A 21,800-nucleotide genomic window follows, 5' to 3' on the forward strand; every position below is an offset into this window, starting at 1 on the left:
ATAAAACAATTAGAGGAGTGAAGAGAATGAGTAGTTTACAAGCATTTTTAAATGAAAATATTATTGATGATATCACAGAAGAGGTACTAGTTTCTAATAGATTCAAAGACAAAAAAGGCAGCTTATTAAAATTCAAGATTAGAGCCATTACAGACAGCGAAATGTCAGATATCCAGAAAATATGTATGCGTACAGGTAAAAAAGGAAAAGTTGATTTTGATGTAAGCAAATTCAATAGATTAATTGCTATAAAAGGAACTGTAGACCCTAAGTTTGAAGAAGCAGATAGTATTAAAAGTGTTGGTTGCGTAACACCAGAAGATTATATCAAGAAAGTTATGTTACCTGGAGAAATTGCTACATTGGCAGATCAAATTCAGACTTTATCTGGATATACAGACCTTGAGGAGTTAAAAGAACAGGCAAAAAACTAATTATTGAGGGAGATTCAGATGCTAATTATGCTCATTATCTACTACATAAAATAAACTTACTCCCTCAACAATTTGTAGATTTACCAAGACGTGAAAAAGCTTTTGTAATGGCTAGTGTAGATTTACATATAGAAGCTGAGAAGAAGGCTTATAATAAGACACGTTAATGAAGGTGGTGAATACATGACGGCAATAACAACAATAAATAATTCAGTAGAGATGTTGAATAAATTAAGTACTACAATAGAAAAGAATATATCTACATTCAATACTTATAAAGATAAGATTGAAGAAGGATACAAGGCTATTGATAAGATGAAGAAAGGATTCAAACTCTCTGATAAAATTAAAGAAATTAGTAATGTAAAGGAAACAATGGAAAATCCTATGAAAGGTATCATCAATAAGATGAATCAATTAATAGGAAAGAAAAATAAAGAATCAGAAAGCAAAATAGAAGCAGGAGAAAAAGGTTCTACTAAGAAGAAAAAATGGTTTTCGGGTATTCCAGTAGGAATTGAGAAAGCAACTAGTTATATAAAAAAATTCTGGGAAACACCAATAGGGAAAAATATTAAGCTAGGTATTACACAGGATGAAAAATTTTCAAATACGGTCAATAAGATAAAAGAAAAATGGAATAATACATGGGTTGATATGGGTGGTAGGATTGCAACAGCCATACAACCGGTTTTGGAAAAAGTATTAGCATTTTTTGATAGTAAAGAGTTTGTAGCGATGCTTGACCTGATAATGGTAATTATAGAAAAAATAATTGGTGGAGTTATGATGCTATTAGATTATGTGAAACCATTAATGGATATGATTAATTCTATGTTATCTGTAGTGATTGAGAATTCTCATATAGTTTTGGCTGTTCTAGGTGCTGTTGCATTAGCAATTGGAGCAATAACATTAGCAACGACCATTCATAATGCAGTTATGGAAATACGTATAATCAAAGAAAGAATTTTAAAAGCTATACAAGAAGCCAATCCGACTATGATAGTAATTAAAGCTATTATCATTTTAATTACAATTCTTATAACACTTATTGCAACTATGGAGCCTGTTAGAACAGCAGTTGCCAATTTAACAAGAGGTTTCTTTGATTTCGTTGAATGGGGAATCAATGGTCTCATAGAAGGACTTGCATCTGCAGCAGAAGGGATCATTAGATTTGCTGGTGATGGTATTAATACATTCTTGAATATATTTGTTAATCCATTTATAGATGGCATTAATCTAATTATTTCTGGACTTAATATGCTAGGTGCAAATATAGGGAAAATAGACCATCTGAAAGTTGATTTCAGTGGAGCAGCTGAAGCAACAGGAAAATTTATCAGAAAAGGTAAAGTTGATCTAAGTGGTGCTAAAGAAGCTGTGGCAGGAGCTATAGAAAACTTTTCAGCAGATGCATTAAAAGAAAAATTAGGTATAGCACAGTTGGAAAGTAAAGTTGAAGGAACAGAACAGTTACAAAGCAATGGCAATGGAACAGGCAAGAGTAAAGATGTAGGGGTACAAGTTAACAAGATAAACGATGATGTAGACATTGCCGATGAAGATGTAAAACTTATGAGAGACGTAGCAGAACGAGAAATGATACAGAATTTTGTAACCTTAACTCCAACAGTATCAATGGGCGATATGACTGTCAATGAAAATGCAGACGCAGATAGACTTCTTGGCAAGATAACTGAAGCTCTTGTAACAGAAGTCACTAATTCAGCACAGGGGGTGTATGCATAGATGTATAAATTTTATATAGGACTATTAGATAATAGTGAAGAAGAAATACTACTCCCAGTCAATCCAGAAGAGATTAACGTCACTCAGTCAGGGAACACAGAAACCTATAATATCTACCAGTTTGGTGAAGTAGTCGGTTCAGGTGATAGAAAACTTTTGAAAATAAGTATCAGCAGTTTCTTTCCATTAGAAGAAGCACCCTTTGTAATGACAAATAACTTAGAACATCCAAGTGTTTATGTAAACAAAATATACAGTTGGAAACAGAGTAATAAAATCCTAACATTCAAAGTAACAGGTGGATATTATCCTATAGATAGACTATGGATGATAGAAGACTTTGAGATAACTGAAAGAGCAGGAGAAGTCGGAGATATCTACTATACCATGAGCCTAACAGAATACCGTGAATTCAAAGCAAGACGAATAACATTATCTAATAACAACGGCAAAATGGCTTATACCAAAGACTATCAGGGAGCAAGACCAGTAACTAAGGTAATACCTAAGACTTACATAGTAAAAAAAGGTGATACCCTATGGAAAATAGCTAAACTACAACTAGGAAACGGTAACTTGTACAATAAAATAGCTCAGATAAATAACATAAAAAACCCTAACCTGATATATCCAGGACAGAAGCTGAAAATACCTCAAAACGAGGTGAGACTATGATTAATCTAATTATGCAAAATACATCCAATGGCAATATCCATGATATTAGTCAGTTGGTCACCAGCATTACATGGGATACAGTTAGAGTAGGAAAAGCCTCTGAATTATCTTTTACTTTAGTCATAGAAAAAGGTTTAGAAATAAGTGAAGGAAGCATTATATACTTCAAAAAAGATAACATTGGTATATTCTACGGTTATATATTCAAAATCAAAAGGTCATCAGATGAAACTCTCAGTATCACAGCTTATGACCAGATAAGGTATTTGCTTAATAAGGATACATACGTATTCAAGAACAAAAGAGCAGATGAAATCATAAGAAAGATTGCTACTGATTTTAACATTAAATTAGGAACAATAGAAAATACTGATTACAAAATACCTCTAATGGTTGAAGATGGGCAGACACTTTTAGACATCATATATAAGACCTTAGATAATACTTTGATTAACACAGGTAAAATGTATGTATTATATGATTCCTTTGGAAGTATAACCCTTAAGAATATAACAACTATGTTTACGGATCTGATTATTGGAGATAGCAGTCTATTGACAAGTTATTCCTATGATAGAAGTATAGATGGAGATTCATATAATAAGATTAAGCTATATAAAGACAATAAACAAACTGGTAAAAGAGAAGTATTTATTGTAAAAGATAGTAGCAATATTAAAAAATGGGGACTTCTCCAGTACTATGAAAAAGTCAATGACAAGTTAAATGAAGCACAGATTCGAAAAAGGGCTAATCAGCTGCAATCTGTTAAAAATAGAGTAGTAAAAGGATTAAGTCTTGATTGTATAGGTGATTTATCTATAAGAGCAGGAAATTCAATATATGTTGATATAAAAGGCATAGACCTTAAACAAAGATTTATTGTTGACAATGCAAAACATAATTTTAGCAACAATCAACATACAATGAGCTTAACATTGAAGGTGATATAGATGAGTAATACACAGAAATTTATTGGGGCATTAAAGCAGATTAATCAAGGAGTAAAAGATAATAGCCAAGATGTAACTTTTTACTATGGACAAGTTATAGAAATACATCCCTTACAGATACAAGTGGACCAGAGATTCATACTTGATGAGGATTTCTTGGTTTTGACAAGCACAGTAGCTGTTAATAATTTATTGCATATTGGGGATAAAGTAGTACTTTTAAGAGCACAAGGTGGACAACAATACATTGTGCTAGATAAGGTGGTGGCGACATGATACCTATAAGCGGAACAAATATAAAGGATTTTGAAGAAATAATACCACAAACAAAAACCTATAAATTAAATTTGTTAGAAGGAAAAATAAATGATTACATTGATGGTATTGATGCAATAAAACAAGCTGTATTCAAAATCTTGGAAACAGCTAGATATCAATATCTTATATATGATTTTTCTTATGGATCAGAGCTAAATGGATTAATAGGAAAAGATAGCGATTATATAGAGATGGAACTAAGACGACGAATAAGAGATGCACTAACTACCGATGACCGCATTATTAATGTTACTGATTTTGTATTTTCCCATGAAGGAGAAAGTATGTCAGTAAGGTTTAAAGTCATCAGTGTTGAGGGTTCTTTTGAAAGCGAGGTGATGGTTAATGTTTGAGCATATGACCTATGAATCAATTGTGGAAGATGCAATGTCAAAAATACCAGATACGGTAGATAAGAGGCAAGGCAGTATTATATATGATGCAATTGCCCCAGCCTGCGCTGAACTTGCACAGCTATATATCGATCTTGATACAGCATTAAAAATGTCCTTTGTAACTTCATCAAGTGGTGAGTTTTTAGACAGGAAATGTGCTGATTTTGGTATCTATAGGAGAAATGCTACTAAAGCAATTCGAAAAGGTGCATTCACAGGGGTCACTCCTAAGGTTGGCAGTAGATTTGGTTTAGGTGATCTTACATACGTTGTAAAAGACAATAGTGGTGGAATGGAAAACGTAACTCTAGAATGTGAGCAAGAAGGATTAAAAGGTAACTCAGATACAGGAACACTCATCCCTATAGAAGAGATAGAAGGATTGATGTCAGCAGTTTTACAAGATGTCATTGTTCCAGGTGAAGATATGGAAACGGATGAATCTCTACTTGATAGACAGCAGGAAAAAGTCAAGAAATCTGCCACTTCAGGAAATATCTATCACTATCAAAAGTGGGCTAAAGATATTAAAGGTGTAGGAGCTGCTAAAGTAATTCCAAGATGGAATGGAGACTATACAGTTAAAATAATAGTCGTAGATACCTTAATGCAGCCAGCATCACAAGCATTGGTTGATGAAATCCAAGAGTATATTGATCCAAGTAAAGAGGGAAGAGGAAAAGGTACAGCACCAATAGGCGCAAAATGTACAGTAGAAGCAGCAGTTTCACAGACTATTGATCTAACTGCTACTGTAATAGATGCGGATAAGGATGATGTTAAAAATATATTTACAAAAGAATTAAGTAGATATTTTACTGATTTGATATCTGATAACTGGCAGGATAAAGATAACTATTCAATCAGCTATGCCAAAGTAGGTGCAATACTTCTTGATGCTATCTCACAAGCAGGTGGAAGCGATTATTCTAACCTAACTATTAATGGTGGTACAAGTAATGTGGTATTAACAGACCAAGTACCGATAATAGGGACGGTGACTCTAAATGAATGATACAGACTTAATGAAGTATCTACCTGATTACTACTCTGGTATTAGAGAATTTCAGTTAACAATGGAAGTGGAAGATAAAAAGTTTGATGACTTGAAAGCGCATATGAAAGAACTCTATAATCAAATGTTTTTAGATACTGCTACTACAGGACTTAGTAATTGGGAAAAAGATACTGGAATACAAGATAGTAATAGCAAAGATACCGATGAAGATAGGCGTTCTAGGATACGTAGTAAAATACGTGGAATAGGTAAGATAGATGAACAATTGATAAAAGATGTAGTAGATTCTTGGACTAATGGAGATGTTGAAGTAACCTTTGCAGATGGGAAGATAAATATCAAGTTCAATAGTTTTTATGGGATACCAAGTAATATGAAAGCTGTAAAAGAGGCTATTGAACAGATTATACCAGCCCATCTGGGAGTGAAGTATAACATTAAATATCTGTTGGTAAAAGATATACATGACAATAGAACAATCAACGAATTACAAAATACGAAATTAAATCTATTCGAAGGAGGTGTTATCTAATGTCAGATTACACATCAAAACTTAATCTCTATAAAGTAGACCCAGCTATAGATGGAGAAGATACGTTTAATATTAAAAGTATGATGAATGATAACTGGGATAAGATAGATGAAAAAGTGGGGAATATGGATGAGAAGTTAAGTGGCGTAGAAGATAATGCCAATAATTATAATCATCCAGATACTCATGATGCAGAGATGATAAGGATACAAGATGAAAGTGGTAAGTTTATTGGGGATAATGTTGAGGATGTTTTGGGGGAAGTTGGTTCGCAGTTGGCTGATATTGCGAACGAACAAGAAGACTTTGTGAAATACAAAAGTGATTCAAATACGTATCAAATACCAACAATAGTTGGGACTCAAATTCAGTTACAAAGACAATCTGATACGAAAAGATTATTCTTTAAATTAAGTACAGATTTAACTGGTGGAGATATAACAATATCACTAGATGGTGGGGTAACTTCAAACATTTTAAAAAATATTGATGATACTAATGTCATAGAATTATCTAAAGGTTTTGTTGAGGTGGTAGAAGAGGCAAATTTTTTTATCTATGCTCCTAAAGGTAGGGGCAGTCAAGATACTAGTTTTTTTGCAATGCATAATAAAGGTGAGACTACTGAAATTATAGATGTAAAGAAAGGGGACTATATTATATCTCAGGATATTCCCCTTTTGGTAAGTAACAATAATCTTAATGGAACTTTTGTGTATGGTGAAGACAATAGATATATGAATGCATTAGTATATAATGATAATTATATCTTCTTCAATACTTATAATAGTTCAAAAAAATGTTTAGTGAGGTATAATTGGGATGGAACGGATATGCGTAAGCTAAAGGATACTTATATTAATGATATAACCCTTATAGGCGATAGATTATATTATTCACCACCAGGAAGTGTTAATGAGCTACGTTCTATGAAATTAGATGGAACAGATGATAAATTGATTAATTCTGGAGATGACATTATTGGTTTAATCACAGATGGGAAAAGATTATATTATGCTAACTGGAGTGATGGGGGTAAACTTTATAGAATAGACATTGATGGAAATAATAGAGTAAAACTAAATGATAAACAAATACATAAGATAGCTTTTAATCCTAGGGATGGGGAAGATAGGATAACTTATATTACTCTAAATGGATATTATTATGATTGTTATATGATAAATACTGATGGAAGTAAAGAAGTAAAAATTACTAGTTTTGATAAAAATTCATGCATTAGTATAAATCCTTATAGCGTAGTAATGCACTATACATCTTCAGCAAGTGAATATAAAGCATATATTTCTATCATAGGAGGTTCTCAAATTGAATTAAAAGGACTTAGAGTAACAACTGAATTTTCTTTAAGTGAGGATAGAAAAGAAACACTATTTGCTTCCGCCGATGGGATTCTGTATAGCCTGAACAATATTACTGGGCGGTTAAGAAGAGTTGACATTCCGTACCAATCGGCTGTAGGTGTATATAATCCGGTCTTAACTTCTAAAGGTCTATTGTGTAGTAGAGCTTCTAAGATGACTTTTATATCTACTAAGACTAATATAGAAAGCATAAATAATATAAGTAGAAGAAAAAAGTATCAATCTTATACAAAAGTAGAATTCTCCTCTAATGCTATTAAGGAAAGCGACAGAGTAGGTTATCAGCGTATTGAGTCTTGGTTTGGGTGGCCAGTATCCTTAGATAGAGATATAGATTTAGGTGCAATTTCTATAAAGGTTAAAAGAAATGGTTATGCTACAGATTTAAAAATGTCTATATACAATTGGGATAGTAATGACAAGTTAGGAAGTTATGTGGTACAAAGCCCTACTACTGGGGTACAAGATTTACCTACTTTAAAAAAAGTATTTTTTAAATTTAATACTAAGTTAAGTGCTGGAAAATACGTAATAGTAATACATAAGAGAGATTTTTCTTATAGAAATGACCAATATTATGAATTTGATGTCTCTACAAATAATACTAATGTAGAGGGGGTATATAAAGGACATAAAGAAAGTGTAAGTGGAGGTTCTGATTATTTAAAAATTGACAATCACTATAGTAATAAACAGATAGAGTTTAACATGTATGAGAATGTATATAAAGGAGATGGAAAGCTAGAACTTATTCAGGTTAAAGCAGATGGAAAACTCAAAGTTCCATCTTACCAAGAGTCTAAATACGTTAGTGGTATAATTTTAAAGAAAAAACCTGATATATATGACATAAATTCGAAGACAACTAAAATATTAATGGGTAAAATTACATTTTATAATGCAGATAGATATTCAAATAGATATGTAGAATTTGCTTTGCCTGAAGGATTTAATGCACAATATTTAAGTGGAATACCTATAAGTTCTAATAAAGTCTCAGGTCAAGCAACAAATAGATTAGTAGAACCCATGTTAGGATGGTCGTCTGTAGGAATAGGTTGTACTTCAATAAGAGAGAGTGGTGGAAATATAAATGCTAATTCACTTGCTGTAATATCAAAAGAAGATATTTTTAGCTTACATGATAAACAGATAGTTAGAATTGGTGGACAACAAGGCGATTCCACAGACCCTGAAACTTTTAAAATTGGGTATATGATTATTGGATATTAAAAGGAGGAATTAAATTGAGTAAAAGAGGTGCTTTAGTAGTTTACGATGTTGATGGTACTATTTTATATGTAATCAACGATTGTTATTCGGAGGGTATTGACATAGAACCACATAATAAGCCTAAAGGTATTCCAAGTATGGAGTTTGAGTATGGGGAATTAGATGGAAAAGAATTGATAAGAATAGATGTATCAGTTCCAGATAATCATAAACCTATATTTAAGATATAATTATTTATAAAATGTACATAACAAAAAGTTGAATTATATGGGAATCCATCATTATATATACTGAAATATTTAATGTAAAATAGGATACTAATACGAAATAAATACTAAATAATACTTACAAAGAGTGTTCTCAACCGAGAACACTCTTTACAATTTCCATAATCACTTCGTGTTAATGTCGTGCTCACCCATGCTAAAATAAACTTAACCCAATATCTTATATAAGAAATACCCGAACAAAAGGAGGTTAAAAATGAACAACGTTGTCACACAAAAAGAATTCTATGAAGCAATACAAAAGGTTACAAAAGAAACCAATGATCTTACCATTGCAATGACAGAAACAAAAACTCTAATAAGAGACTACAATGGACTTAGACAAGTGATTAACGACGTAGATGATAGAGTCCAAAGACTAGAAGATCATACAACCAATAAAAAAGCATACAGAGAATACATCGGCTGGATAGTAGGTCTAACTGCAACTATCCTAGCAATAATAAGCAACCTTGGATAAACATGTAAGAAAGGAGGCAACACCATGAAAAGAATACTACAAAAACTAACTAACACAAAGACCGTCTTAGGAATAGCAAGCGCTGTTATCCTGATACTGACTAACCTTGGATTACAGGTAGACAATGAACAGATAATGACAATAGTAAAAGCTCTATGTACAATAGGCATCTTATTAGGAATAATGAACGATGGCGGTATGAAGACCACAGAATGGAATCATTAATAAGTTTACTAACTTAGAACTACGCTAAACCTCTAATTTTCTGCGTAGTTCTACTGTTTTTACATAATAATTCAACAAACCCACCAAAAAATATTTTGTGGAAAATCATGAAATTTATATCATATAAGTTGTTATGTTATATAAAATCACAAACTATTTGACATATTGTTAACAAAAAATTTACCATGAAAAATATTTCGCTGATTTTTATTAGAAAAATAATATCCTGATTATATAATATTTTACCTAAAAATGCCTCTCGACCAAACTTTTTATTTATCGACATATTTCTACTGTTTCCTACCTTTTACCACTCTTGAAATTATTTCCTCTTTGTCCTAAAATACTACGTGAATCGTTTGAATAATAAAAACATATAGAAAGGATGAACGATTATGAAAAAAGTATCTAGTATCATGTTTTTAACAGTTATGTTATTAGTCTCAGGAAGCTTATCAGCAAATGCTTTTGCCGCTGCACCTGCTCAAAAGGTAACATGCAAGGTTGTTTACAACAGTTGGTATGAACCAAGTCTTTATACTGAAGCAGTAATACTTCATTATGGAGTTAACGGATGGAACGATATAAAAGATGTACCAATGACTTGTAAATATGGTTATGATGAAAATCACAATTTTAAAGTATGGTATGAAGCAGATGTTGAAGTAAATGAAAATGATACCATTGATTACTGTTTCCACATCCTATACAACCGTGGAGGAGCAGAAGGATTTTGGGAAAACAATGATGGAAATGATTTTCACATGGTAGCTAAATAATTAAGACTTAACTCCCCGATTTTATTGGGGAGTTTTCAGGAGGTATAGAAACATGAAAAAATCAAAAATAATATCAAAAGCTTTGGTTCTTCCACTAGCATTAGGTCTTATGACTAATACAGGGCTAGCAGCTCCAAGAACCAATGAAAATGCTGCTTGGAATGTAAACTATAGTCAAGATGGTTCTAATCCAGCAGGTTATTACGGTCAATGGGAAGGACATAACTATTTTCCTTCACCAAATGATTGGAGAACAGTTCCAATGTACCAATTCATTACAGACAGATTTGCAGATGGAGACCCATCAAACAATGAAGGCAAATATGGCGGATATGACCTTTATAAAGTTGATGCTCGTCACGGTGGAGATTTTAAAGGAATAGCTGATAAGTTAGATTATATAAAATCTCTAGGCTATACAGCTATATGGATTTCACCAGTATTTCAAAACAGATGTAACTCCTATCACGGATATGGAGAAATAGATTTTACGTTAGTTGATGACAGATTTGGAACAATAGATGATTTTAGAGAAATGGTAGATGCAGCACATTCAAAAGGAATGTATGTAATTGTTGATATGATTGTTAACCATATGTCTGACTTATATTACTTTGAAGGACACCAAAATGAAGGTGCACCATTTAGACTTCATAATGGCGAATATAGATTAGTACCTAGAGATCCAAACGAAACTTATCAAGATTTTACTGTAGATAATACATTTATACCTGAAGGACAGTACTGTGATGTGTATGATTCCCAAGGGAATAAAAAGACAGATTCTGGTATGGGAACAGGCTCTTTCTGGAATAGTGATTTCCATCATAATGGTGATCTTACAGATTACGGTGATGCATGGTGCAATCATTTAGGAAAGATCTATGGTTCATTAGATGACCTTAGAACAACTCATCCTCGTGTTCAAGATAAGATTATTGCTATGACAAAATCCTTGATTGCAACAACAGACATTGATGGTATTCGTATGGATACCCCTATGCAGGTACCTCTTTACTTCTTTAAGAGATGGGCTCCAGCAGTAAAAGATTATGCAGCAAGTCTTGGAAAAGATAACTTCTTTATATTTGGTGAATTCTATTGTGATCGCGGACGTGGTGCTACAATGGTAGGAAGAGGAAAAGAACCTTCTCAATGGGGAAATCCTTATTCATTTATTGATAATACATATACAATGGATGGTGGTATCAACTATCAGATGTATTTCAATTTCTTCATGCCAGCGATCAAAGACCAAGCTTATGGTAAGTTGAATCAGTGTAAGGTTCAATATGATAAAGACAAGGAAGCCTATGATTTCTGGGATCCACAAAAAAATGAATCAAGATATACAATGCTTAATTTCTATGATAATCACGACCAATGGAGAATGGCAAGTGCAAATGATGGTTTCAAAAAATCTAACCTTGCAAGTAGTGTAATTGCTTTATGGCCTGGTGTACCTCTTTTCTATTATGGAGATGAACAAGGATTTTCTTCAGAAGGTACTGCTCTTGGTGGTATATCACGTGAAGATTTCATGAGCAGTGTTGCATGGTATGATATTAATTGTAAAACAGGTACTAATCCAGCTGTAAAAGATAACTTTGATATGTGTAATCCTTCATATCAATATGTTCAAAAAATCATGAATTTAAGAAGACAATATCCAGCACTTCAAAATACAGATGAATTGTATGAAAGATGGTGTCAACCAGATGCAGGCAATGGTGTTTATGTATATAGCCGTGTTTGGGGAGACCAAAAAAACTGGGCAATGGTTGCATTTAACACTTGGTCAGACAATATAGAAGCAAAAGATTTCCATACTGGTTGGAATGAAGGTGACGAAATTGTTAACGCAATGAACCCAACTGAAAGATATCGTCTTGGTGAAAATGGTAAGATGAGTTCATTATGGGTGGGACCTTATGAAACAAAAGTTTTCGTTAGAGCTGATAATTTACAAAGTCTAGATCCTGTTGTAACATCAGTAACACCAGAACATGATAATAGAGTAAATAGTGATACACAAACTATTTCTGTGAAGTTCAGTAAAGATATGGATGAAAATAGTGTAAAAGATGCATTCCGTTATGATGGTAATGGAGTTTCAGCATCTGATTTATGTTATGACAGTAATAATAAAACTCTTACATATGTAACAAATGTCAATGATGGAATTCATTCAGTAGAGATACTAGAAAATGCTAAGAGTACAGATGGAAAACATTTATATGGTAAATTTGAATCTAGATTCAGAAAAGGAATGGATACTAATCCAATAGCTAATCCATCAAAATATTGGACTTATGATGAGAATTTAGTTAGAGATGCAGATTCTAATGATATTGTATTACATCATTCAGCAGCAGGAGCAAAATACTTAAGAGTATCCAATGATGATGGAAAAACATGGAGTCAATGGATGCCATATGCTGATGAAACACAATGGAGTATTGATGATAATACAGAAAAGGTTGCTGTACAATATTGGGCTGATAATAGCGCAGCTTATTTTGTGCAAGATACAGTTAGATAAGATATAGTATAAAAACAGAGAGACTATCATTTTATCAAAAATGAATAGAATAATATGATAGTCTTTTTGTTGATATTATTTTTATGTTTTTTATTGTGGTAATAGATTGAGACTCAAAAAATTGATAGGAAGAAATAATTTAAAAATATTTTTTTTATATGTATTAGTTAACTAAAAGCAATAATATTTTAGTACGTATTAACGATGTATAATAAGGAAGAAATTATACCGATATTATCAAAGTTAATAGTATTATAGTGAGTAATAAAACAATAATAAAAAACTTTTTTATTAAAAATGCTTGACACATTTCTAATAATTTGTTATTATAGTCTCCGACGCAGTTTTGAACAATGAAAAATAAATAGTATATTAGACAACAAAACTTTAGTAATAAAGTTTTACCCAAGAAAATTCCTTAGTAAATTAATGGATAAAGACGATAGTCTATAAAATATAAGCCAGAGCAATCTGGTCAAGATGAAACTTTAACATGAGAGTTTGATCCTGGCTCAGGATGAACGCTGGCGGCGTGCTTAACACATGCAAGTCGAGCGAGAAGCTATCTATTGAACCTTCGGGTGATTTAGGTAGTGGAAAGCGGCGGACGGGTGAGTAACGCGTGGGTAACCTGCCCTATGCAGGGGGATAACACATTGAAAAGTGTGCTAATACCGCATAAGACCACAGAGTCGCATGACTGAGTGGTAAAAACTCCGGTAGCATAGGATGGACCCGCGTCTGATTAGCTAGTAGGTAAGGTAACGGCTTACCTAGGCGACGATCAGTAGCCGACCTGAGAGGGTGATCGGCCACATTGGGACTGAGACACGGCCCAAACTCCTACGGGAGGCAGCAGTGGGGAATATTGCACAATGGGGGAAACCCTGATGCAGCGACGCCGCGTGAAGGAAGAAGGTTTTCGGATCGTAAACTTCTATCAGCAGGGAAGATAGTGACAGTACCTGACTAAGAAGCCCCGGCTAACTACGTGCCAGCAGCCGCGGTAATACGTAGGGGGCAAGCGTTATCCGGATTTACTGGGTGTAAAGGGTGCGTAGGCGGCGAAGTAAGTCAGATGTGAAAGCCCGAGGCTCAACCTCGGGACTGCATTTGAAACTGCTTTGCTAGAGTGCAGGAGAGGAAAGCGGAATTCCTAGTGTAGCGGTGAAATGCGTAGATATTAGGAGGAACACCAGTGGCGAAGGCGGCTTTCTGGACTGTAACTGACGCTGAGGCACGAAAGCGTGGGGAGCGAACAGGATTAGATACCCTGGTAGTCCACGCCGTAAACGATGAATGCTAGGTGTCGGGGGTCGAACCTCGGTGCCGCAGCAAACGCATTAAGCATTCCACCTGGGGAGTACGATCGCAAGATTGAAACTCAAAGGAATTGACGGGGGCCCGCACAAGCGGTGGAGCATGTGGTTTAATTCGAAGCAACGCGAAGAACCTTACCAAATCTTGACATCCTTCTGACCGTTCCTTAATCGGAACTTTCCTTCGGGACAGAAGAGACAGGTGGTGCATGGTTGTCGTCAGCTCGTGTCGTGAGATGTTGGGTTAAGTCCCGCAACGAGCGCAACCCTTATCTTTAGTAGCCAGCAAGTTAAGTTGGGGACTCTAGAGAGACTGCCGGGGACAACTCGGAGGAAGGTGGGGATGACGTCAAATCATCATGCCCCTTATGATTTGGGCTACACACGTGCTACAATGGCGGTGACAAAGGGAAGCAAAATGGTGACATGGAGCAAATCCCAAAAAAGCCGTCCCAGTTCGGATTGTAGTCTGCAACTCGACTACATGAAGTTGGAATCGCTAGTAATCGCGAATCAGAATGTCGCGGTGAATACGTTCCCGGGCCTTGTACACACCGCCCGTCACACCATGGGAGTTGGAAGCGCCCGAAGCCAGTGACTCAACTGCAAAGAGAGAGCTGTCGAAGGTGAAGCCGATGACTAGGGTGAAGTCGTAACAAGGTAGCCGTATCGGAAGGTGCGGCTGGATCACCTCCTTTCTAAGGAAAATAAAGTGAAACTGAGGTTTCTACTTTATAAACAATTAAGGAAACTTGAGAGTTTAATATACTATTATTTAACTGCTGAGAAAATGTTTAAAAACTATTGACATTTTATAGAAATGTGATATTATATATCATGTTCTTATGGAGGGGTTCCCGAGTGGCCAAAGGGGGCAGACTGTAAATCTGTTGGCACCGCCTTCGAAGGTTCGAATCCTTCTCCCTCCATTAAAGATTTGACTTTGCTTAGCAGGCAAATTCTTACATTGTAAATATTTATTTGTTAGGCATAAGATTATTCTTTATGCCGGAGTGGCGGAACTGGCAGACGCACAGGACTTAAAATCCTGCGGTCCTTAAAGACCGTACCGGTTCGATTCCGGTCTCCGGCATTAAAATAAAAAAGTATTGACAAATGCTCTATTATCTGGTAAAATTGTTTTTGCTGATTCAGCCCAGATAGCTCAGTCGGTAGAGCAGAGGACTGAAAATCCTCGTGTCGGTGGTTCGATTCCGCCTCTGGGCATTGATCGAAACACTAACAAAAAAATAAAATATGCGGGTGTAGTTCAATGGTAGAACACCAGCCTTCCAAGCTGGATACGTGGGTTCGATTCCCATCACCCGCTTTTATGCGTGAGTGGCTCAGTGGTAGAGCATCGCCTTGCCAAGGCGAGGGTCGCGGGTTCGAATCCCGTCTCGCGCTTTTGTGTTCCAAAAAATTAATATTATGATGGGTAGTCGCCAAGCGGTAAGGCACTAGACTTTGACTCTAGTATGCGTAGGTTCGAATCCTGCCTACCCAGTTAAAAGATACGTAAGTATCTTTTTTTTGTGTGATAGGAAACTAGGACTTACAATATTATTAATACCATGCATATAATAATTGTAATAGACTGAAAGGGTGATAAAATGTACAAACCGCAAGTTTTTAATTTTAACACTGTGGATGGTATTACAAAAAAACAACTAGAAGAGCATTATGATCTATATGTAGGTTATATTAATAAATTTGGAGAAATAAATGATCTGCTTAAACAAAAAGACAGCTATGAAAATCCTAACTCAACATACAGCACATTAAGGAGCCTAAAAAAAGGTGAATCATATTCTTTGAATGGAATTATCCTCCATCAGCTGTATTTTGGTAATATAACAGGGCGTAAGTCTAAGATACATGGTAAGATACTGGATATGATAAATAGAGATTTCGGTTCTTATGATAATTTTGTAGAGATGTTTACTAATACAGGGTTAAGTATGAGAGGATGGGTAGTATTAATCCAAGGAGAATATAATGGAAAACTTCGTATAATAGGTCAAGACAGTCATGATGACGGAACTGTATATAATGGTAAACCAATCCTTGTTTTGGATGTATATGAACATGCTTATATGATTGATTTTGGTATCGACAGAAAAGAATATATTAAGGTATTCTTTGAGAATATTAATTGGGATGTTGTAAATAAAAGGTTAGAGGGAACTAAGATAGTTTCATATAGATAGATATATTTAATTCGACTTATATAGATTGAATCCAAGTTTTTTACATTCTATTATTATTATGCATGAATATAATTAGGTAAATATATATTTAGAGGTTGTATTATGTTAAGAAATGTATTTTTTATTCTTATCTTAACTGTCTTTGTATTCATAGCAGGAGGATGTAAAAAAGAAGTAGCCCAAGAAGTAGAAGCTAGATTTGTAATCAATGATGAAGTTATAGAAGATATAGTAGAGGGGTTATGGGTTGAAGTAGCTCTAAAAGAAGAAGGACATAAAGTTATTGTAAGAGAAAATAATGAAATAAAAAAAGAAATGATATGTTCAGGTGGAACAAAAGAAGAGCCTACTTTACTTGGAACTTTCAATTTAGAAAATAGAGGATTATGGTTTTACTCCGAAAGATTTAAAGAAGGAGCAAAATATTGGGTAAGGATTACAGAACAATATTTATTTCACGGTATTCCTAGAGATAAAGATTGGAATATAATAGAAGAAGAACAAGATAAGCTAGGTGGACCTGCAAGTCATGGATGTGTAAGGCTTGGAGAGGAAGATGCCCAGTGGTTCTATGAAAATGTTCCAGATGGAACTACAGTAATTATTCATGAATAGATTTAAAAATACCATGAAATATGTTAGTATTAATTAAAGTTATAGTTTAAGAACTGTTAAAATTGATAAAGATAAAAATAATAATATAAAAGTAATACTATTGTAAAATCTATATGATACAATGAAACAATATAAAAATAGTGCAAATGAACTAGTTGAAAGAACCTAATTATTTAGGGGGAAATGAAATTGAGAATAAACAAATATATAATTATCCTAATGGTTTTTATATGCTTTCTTCTAACAAGCTGTAAAAATGAAAAGAAAGTAGAAGTAACCATTGTGGATAGTGATACAACAAGTACAAAATCTGCTGACTTAGAAAGTACAATTTCAGATATTGATTTTAATGAATGGTTATACTTTGGGAATCCTGATGACAATTACAAGATATATAGAATGAAGACAGATGGTACTGGACTTACAAAAATAGCTGATGCCAGATTTGACGGAATAAGGAATCTAGAGAGCTGGATCTATTATATTGATACTAATGAAAAATATACTCCAGCAAAATTAGCACGTGTTAGTTGGGATGGTACAGGCAAAGAAATACTTTCAGAAGAGGATGTAAATGCTTTCTGCACAAGTGAAGATTATATATTCTATATATTTGAAAATAACATCTATAGAATTCAGAAAGATGGTTCCCTAAAAACTAAAATAGTATCTACAGAAAACCAAATCTATTCTGTAAAATATTATGGGGATACTGTTTTTTATAGTACTGACCAGGGATTATTCAGTATTGATAGTGATGGGAAAAATCCTATGCTGCTATTAGAAGGAAATTTCACTAATTTCAGCGTAAGCAATGATAGAATATACTATTTTGATAATAAAATGTATAGTTGTGCACTTGATGGTAGTGATGAAAGACAATTATTTGATTTAAGTGTTAGCGAGGTTTTTGTAGTCGATGATGTAATCTATTATAATCAGAATGAATATCTCTACAAAATAAATAGCTACGACGGTAAGACCGATAAAATATTTATTGACGAATCACTTAATGACTTTTATGAGAAAGACTGTTACTTATATTTTTATGGTCAAAATAGAATATGGAAAGTAAAAACTGACTTATCAGAGAAGAAAATTTTTATTGGAACAGGCGGAGAACAACATCATAAGATGTATATCAAAGTTGATAACAGGATTTTCTCCAAAAACTTTGAAAGTCTAGATAGTGCTGATGAGTTATCTTCTTACAAGCTTTACGAAGTAGTTGGTGATGATATGGGTAAAAAGATATCAGATATAGCTATCAACATGTTTGACACCAACAACGGAAATGTATATTATACTGATGCAGTAGATAAAAAATTATATTGTCTTGATATTAATATGAATGAAAAAAAATTAGTTATAGATAAGATGGTAGGTTCATTCATAATATATAATAATTTCATCTACTATACTGATATGAATGATAATTATAAGTTACATGCTTTTAATATAAGAAACAATGTTACTACTAATATAACAAATATACCAGTAAATAATATTAAGCGTTCAGGGACCACTATCTATTTCTTGGATAACAAGAAGAGAATTGGTATATATAACCCTGGTACAGGTAATGACAGCAGATATATCAATGTATTTACTACTACCTATGATATTGTTGGAGATATAATATATTATAAAAATGAAGATGATGACGGTAGACTGTATAAAATTAAAAATGATGGAAGCGAAAACATCAAGATCACAGAAAATACTATAAAAGATATATATGCCAACGATGAAAATATCTATTACGTAGAAAAAAATGGAGCTAATCTATTATATAGAATCTCTAACAATCATACACAAGGAGAATTCTTGGACATTATTAGTATGGCTTATACTGATATGGAAATAATTGATGGTAAGTTCTATATGAGTGTAGCTTCGGAAGGTGGAAGTTATTATACTGTAGAAAAATACCTTGAAGACCTGAAATTTGATGTATCCTTTGATATGGAAAAACAGGTTGATGATAAGTGGAAATACTTTGTTTACAAAGTGGATGGCTATATGGGTTACCTCTACAAGTATAATGTTGATACTAATGAGATAAAACTTATTGTTGATAAATGGGTTACAGATTTCCAGATAGAAGGGAAATATATATACTATACTGGATTAGATGGAATCAACATTAATTTTACTACTTATATAGATAGAATCAATCTGGAAACTGATAATATCAATAATATAATTACTTTTATTGACCCTAAGATATATAATATATCCTTCAAAGTTATGAAGGATCATATATACTATTCTCTAGATGATTCTACAGATGGGTGTATATGGAAAAAGAACCTGATAAGTGATGAACAAACAGTTATAGTTGATGATAGTAGTAATCTAGAGAATATAGTTGATGGTTGGCTCTACTATCAAAATAGCAACAAAAGGCTTGCAAGAGTTAAATTGGATGGCTCAGATAAACAGACTCTCACTAATACTTATAGTGAATTCATATATGCTGATAAGAATGAGTTATACTATCTAAGCATAAGTGGTGAAGATAGTTTCAAAGGTATAATCATCAAAAGAAATATTGATAGCGGTTCAAAGGAAGTTGTTGTTAACAAGGAAATAGCAATAAGTGATTTAATTGTTGTAAACGATAAGTTATATTATAATTTTGAAGGTATCAATAGGTATGACTTTAGAAATGATAACACTACTAAGGTTTATGATAAGGAAGTTGACTATTTTTCCTTGGTAGGTGATGTATTGTATATCTCTGTACATGAAGGAGAAAATTATAAAACAATAAAAATGCCTTTACAATAAATATTTGGGCTGTCTTATAGACAGCCTTTTACGTTATAATAAGATTACAAATCAGTTTGGAAAGGACTTTATACATGAACGTATTATTAGTTGGGATAAATGCCAAGTTTATTCATTCTAACTTGGCAATAAGATACTTGGAGAAATATTGTAGAGATTATAAAGATAATATTGAAACAGTGGAATTCACAATCAATAATCTATACGATTTTATACTACAAGAGATATATAAGAAAAAACCGGATATATTATCTATTTCCTGTTATATATGGAACATAGAAATAGTTAAATCCTTGGTAAAGGATTATAAAAAGATATCTCCAGAGACAACAATTATTCTTGGGGGACCAGAAGTTTCCTATGATTCAACAGAATTAATGGAAAGATATAAGGAAATAGATGTAATAATAGTTGGAGAAGGGGAAGAAACCTTCAATGAGCTTATGAGACATTATGTTGATGGATTAAGTACAATTAATATGATAGATGGTATTATATACAGAGAAGGTAATGAAATATATAGAAATACACAACGTATGCCTCTTGGACTGGATCAATTACCTTTTGTCTATGATGAAGGTTTTGGGGCATTTGAAAATAAAATAATCTATTATGAATCATCTAGAGGATGTCCTTTTAATTGTCAATACTGTTTATCCTCTATTGAAAAAGGAGTAAGGATTAGAAGTTTGCCTACTGTATTGAAAGAATTACAATGTTTTCTTGATGCTAGAGTAGTACAAGTCAAATTTGTTGATAGAACCTTTAATTGTAATAAAAAACACGCTCTAGGAATTTGGAAATATCTTCATGAACATGACAATGGATATACCAATTTTCACTTTGAAATATCAGGAGACTTATTAGATGATGAGACTATAGATTTTTTATCTAAAGTAAGACCAGGACTATTTCAACTTGAGGTTGGAGTGCAATCCACTAATGAAGTGACAATAAGCAATATTAAGAGAAAAACTAATTTTGAAAAACTTTCAGATGTTGTTAGTAAAATTAATAAGGGAAATAATATACATCAACATCTAGATTTAATAGCAGGGCTTCCTGGGGAAGACTATATTTCCTTCGGTAAGTCATTTGATGATGTCTATAATTTGAAGCCACATCAGCTTCAATTAGGCTTTCTGAAAATATTAAAAGGTTCAGGACTGAAAAAGGATGCAGATAGATATGATATCCTGTATAAAGATAAAGCACCTTATGAGGTACTTAGAACCAAGGAATTGACTTACGATGATGTTCTGAAGTTGAAGATGATAGAAGAGATGGTGGAAATATATTATAATAGCGGAAATTTCTATTTTGCTATAAAATATATAGAGAGAAGTTTTGAAACACCATTCAGCCTATATGAATCTTTAGCAAAGTATTGGTTGAAGAACAATTATCATGGAGTTAATCATAATAAGATTAAGCTGTATACAATTTTATTAGAATTCTATCATGATATTATAGAAAAAGACGATGTTAATATTAAGCATATTCTTCGATTTGATATGTACTTACAGGAAAAGGTCAAAAAATTTCCGTATTGGTTAGAACGTAATGATAATCATAAAGAAGCTATAATTGATTTTTATAAGAATGAGGAAAATATTATTAAGTTCCTACCAAACTATCAAGATTATACTTCCAAACAGATTAGTAGAATGGCACATTTGGAAATATTTCCTATTAACATCATAAAATGGGCGGATGATTTCTCGAAACCGATAGAACACAGGGAAATAGCAGTATTATTTGATTATCATAATAGAGATATATTTAGAAATAATGCTAAATATGTTCAGGTAATAATCTAATTTACAATATTTCCCAGGAAATGGGAATATTTCCCAGGAAATAGAAAATAGA

General features: G+C 33.2%; 18 protein-coding genes, 6 tRNA genes and 1 rRNA gene. All 25 read left to right on the top strand.

Annotated features, from left to right (window positions below):
• The first annotated feature begins 26 nt into the window (after nt 1-26).
• The 25 genes from HYG85_RS12380 (at nt 27) to HYG85_RS12500 (ending at nt 21,748) form a co-directional block, all read left to right on the top strand.
• A complete protein-coding gene (locus HYG85_RS12380; RefSeq protein WP_113673227.1) occupies nt 27-434 on the top strand; it encodes a phage tail assembly chaperone in 408 nt (135 codons plus the stop codon).
• A gap of 183 nt (nt 435-617) precedes the next feature.
• Nucleotides 618-2,189: a hypothetical protein gene (locus HYG85_RS12385; RefSeq protein ID WP_212693662.1), complete on the top strand. Its 1,572-nt coding sequence runs from the start codon at nt 618-620 to the stop codon at nt 2,187-2,189.
• Nucleotides 2,190-2,864 carry a LysM peptidoglycan-binding domain-containing protein gene (locus HYG85_RS12390; RefSeq protein WP_212693663.1) on the top strand — a complete coding sequence of 225 codons (675 nt, stop codon included), beginning with the start codon at nt 2,190-2,192 and terminating at the stop codon, nt 2,862-2,864.
• A complete protein-coding gene (locus HYG85_RS12395) occupies nt 2,861-3,817 on the top strand; it encodes an XkdQ/YqbQ family protein (RefSeq protein WP_113673230.1) in 957 nt (318 codons plus the stop codon). The genes HYG85_RS12390 and HYG85_RS12395 overlap by 4 nt, the downstream gene beginning before the upstream one ends.
• The gene (locus tag HYG85_RS12400; protein WP_212693752.1) at nt 3,818-4,093 is read left to right on the top strand and encodes a DUF2577 domain-containing protein; all 276 of its coding nucleotides are present in this window, start codon (nt 3,818-3,820) and stop codon (nt 4,091-4,093) included.
• Nucleotides 4,090-4,488, top strand: coding sequence for a DUF2634 domain-containing protein (locus HYG85_RS12405; RefSeq protein WP_113673232.1), 399 nt, complete (start codon nt 4,090-4,092; stop codon nt 4,486-4,488). Before HYG85_RS12400 ends, HYG85_RS12405 begins: the two co-directional genes overlap by 4 nt.
• Entirely contained in the window at nt 4,481-5,545 is a 1,065-nt protein-coding gene (locus HYG85_RS12410) for a baseplate J/gp47 family protein (protein ID WP_212693664.1), read from the top strand. Before HYG85_RS12405 ends, HYG85_RS12410 begins: the two co-directional genes overlap by 8 nt.
• Nucleotides 5,538-6,080: a putative phage tail protein gene (locus HYG85_RS12415; RefSeq protein WP_212693665.1), complete on the top strand. Its 543-nt coding sequence runs from the start codon at nt 5,538-5,540 to the stop codon at nt 6,078-6,080. Before HYG85_RS12410 ends, HYG85_RS12415 begins: the two co-directional genes overlap by 8 nt.
• Nucleotides 6,080-8,698 carry a DUF5050 domain-containing protein gene (locus HYG85_RS12420; protein ID WP_212693666.1) on the top strand — a complete coding sequence of 873 codons (2,619 nt, stop codon included), beginning with the start codon at nt 6,080-6,082 and terminating at the stop codon, nt 8,696-8,698. The genes HYG85_RS12415 and HYG85_RS12420 overlap by 1 nt, the downstream gene beginning before the upstream one ends.
• A gap of 14 nt (nt 8,699-8,712) precedes the next feature.
• Complete coding sequence (locus tag HYG85_RS12425; RefSeq protein ID WP_212693667.1) at nt 8,713-8,928, top strand: hypothetical protein; 216 nt, start codon at nt 8,713-8,715, stop codon at nt 8,926-8,928.
• A gap of 253 nt (nt 8,929-9,181) precedes the next feature.
• On the top strand, nt 9,182-9,445 hold the full coding sequence (locus HYG85_RS12430; RefSeq protein WP_113673238.1) for a hypothetical protein: 264 nt from the start codon (nt 9,182-9,184) through the stop codon (nt 9,443-9,445).
• Between the two features lie 24 nt (nt 9,446-9,469).
• Nucleotides 9,470-9,670, top strand: coding sequence for a hypothetical protein (locus HYG85_RS12435; protein WP_113673239.1), 201 nt, complete (start codon nt 9,470-9,472; stop codon nt 9,668-9,670).
• Nucleotides 9,671-10,065: 395 nt separating this feature from the next.
• Nucleotides 10,066-10,449, top strand: coding sequence for a carbohydrate-binding protein (locus HYG85_RS12440; RefSeq protein ID WP_113673240.1), 384 nt, complete (start codon nt 10,066-10,068; stop codon nt 10,447-10,449).
• 52 nt (nt 10,450-10,501) lie between these two features.
• The gene (locus tag HYG85_RS12445; protein ID WP_212693668.1) at nt 10,502-12,991 is read left to right on the top strand and encodes an alpha-amylase family glycosyl hydrolase; all 2,490 of its coding nucleotides are present in this window, start codon (nt 10,502-10,504) and stop codon (nt 12,989-12,991) included.
• 489 nt (nt 12,992-13,480) lie between these two features.
• Nucleotides 13,481-15,008, top strand: a 16S ribosomal RNA gene (locus tag HYG85_RS12450).
• Between the two features lie 149 nt (nt 15,009-15,157).
• Nucleotides 15,158-15,239, top strand: a tRNA-Tyr gene (locus tag HYG85_RS12455).
• A gap of 78 nt (nt 15,240-15,317) precedes the next feature.
• Nucleotides 15,318-15,403, top strand: a tRNA-Leu gene (locus HYG85_RS12460).
• 61 nt (nt 15,404-15,464) lie between these two features.
• Nucleotides 15,465-15,537: transfer RNA gene (locus HYG85_RS12465), tRNA-Phe, on the top strand.
• 32 nt (nt 15,538-15,569) lie between these two features.
• Nucleotides 15,570-15,640 (top strand) — tRNA-Gly (locus HYG85_RS12470).
• 5 nt (nt 15,641-15,645) lie between these two features.
• Nucleotides 15,646-15,717: transfer RNA gene (locus tag HYG85_RS12475), tRNA-Gly, on the top strand.
• A 28-nt stretch (nt 15,718-15,745) separates the two neighbouring features.
• Nucleotides 15,746-15,817 (top strand) — tRNA-Gln (locus tag HYG85_RS12480).
• A gap of 106 nt (nt 15,818-15,923) precedes the next feature.
• On the top strand, nt 15,924-16,520 hold the full coding sequence (locus HYG85_RS12485) for a superoxide dismutase (RefSeq protein ID WP_113673242.1): 597 nt from the start codon (nt 15,924-15,926) through the stop codon (nt 16,518-16,520).
• 102 nt (nt 16,521-16,622) lie between these two features.
• Entirely contained in the window at nt 16,623-17,135 is a 513-nt protein-coding gene (locus HYG85_RS12490) for a L,D-transpeptidase (RefSeq protein WP_212689924.1), read from the top strand.
• Nucleotides 17,136-17,324: 189 nt separating this feature from the next.
• Entirely contained in the window at nt 17,325-19,928 is a 2,604-nt protein-coding gene (locus tag HYG85_RS12495; RefSeq protein ID WP_212689925.1) for a DUF5050 domain-containing protein, read from the top strand.
• 74 nt (nt 19,929-20,002) lie between these two features.
• Complete coding sequence (locus HYG85_RS12500; RefSeq protein WP_212689926.1) at nt 20,003-21,748, top strand: B12-binding domain-containing radical SAM protein; 1,746 nt, start codon at nt 20,003-20,005, stop codon at nt 21,746-21,748.
• Nucleotides 21,749-21,800 lie beyond the last annotated feature (52 nt).

Origin of the sequence: Vallitalea guaymasensis (assembly GCF_018141425.1) — a bacterium.
Classification (GTDB): domain Bacteria; phylum Bacillota; class Clostridia; order Lachnospirales; family Vallitaleaceae; genus Vallitalea; species Vallitalea guaymasensis.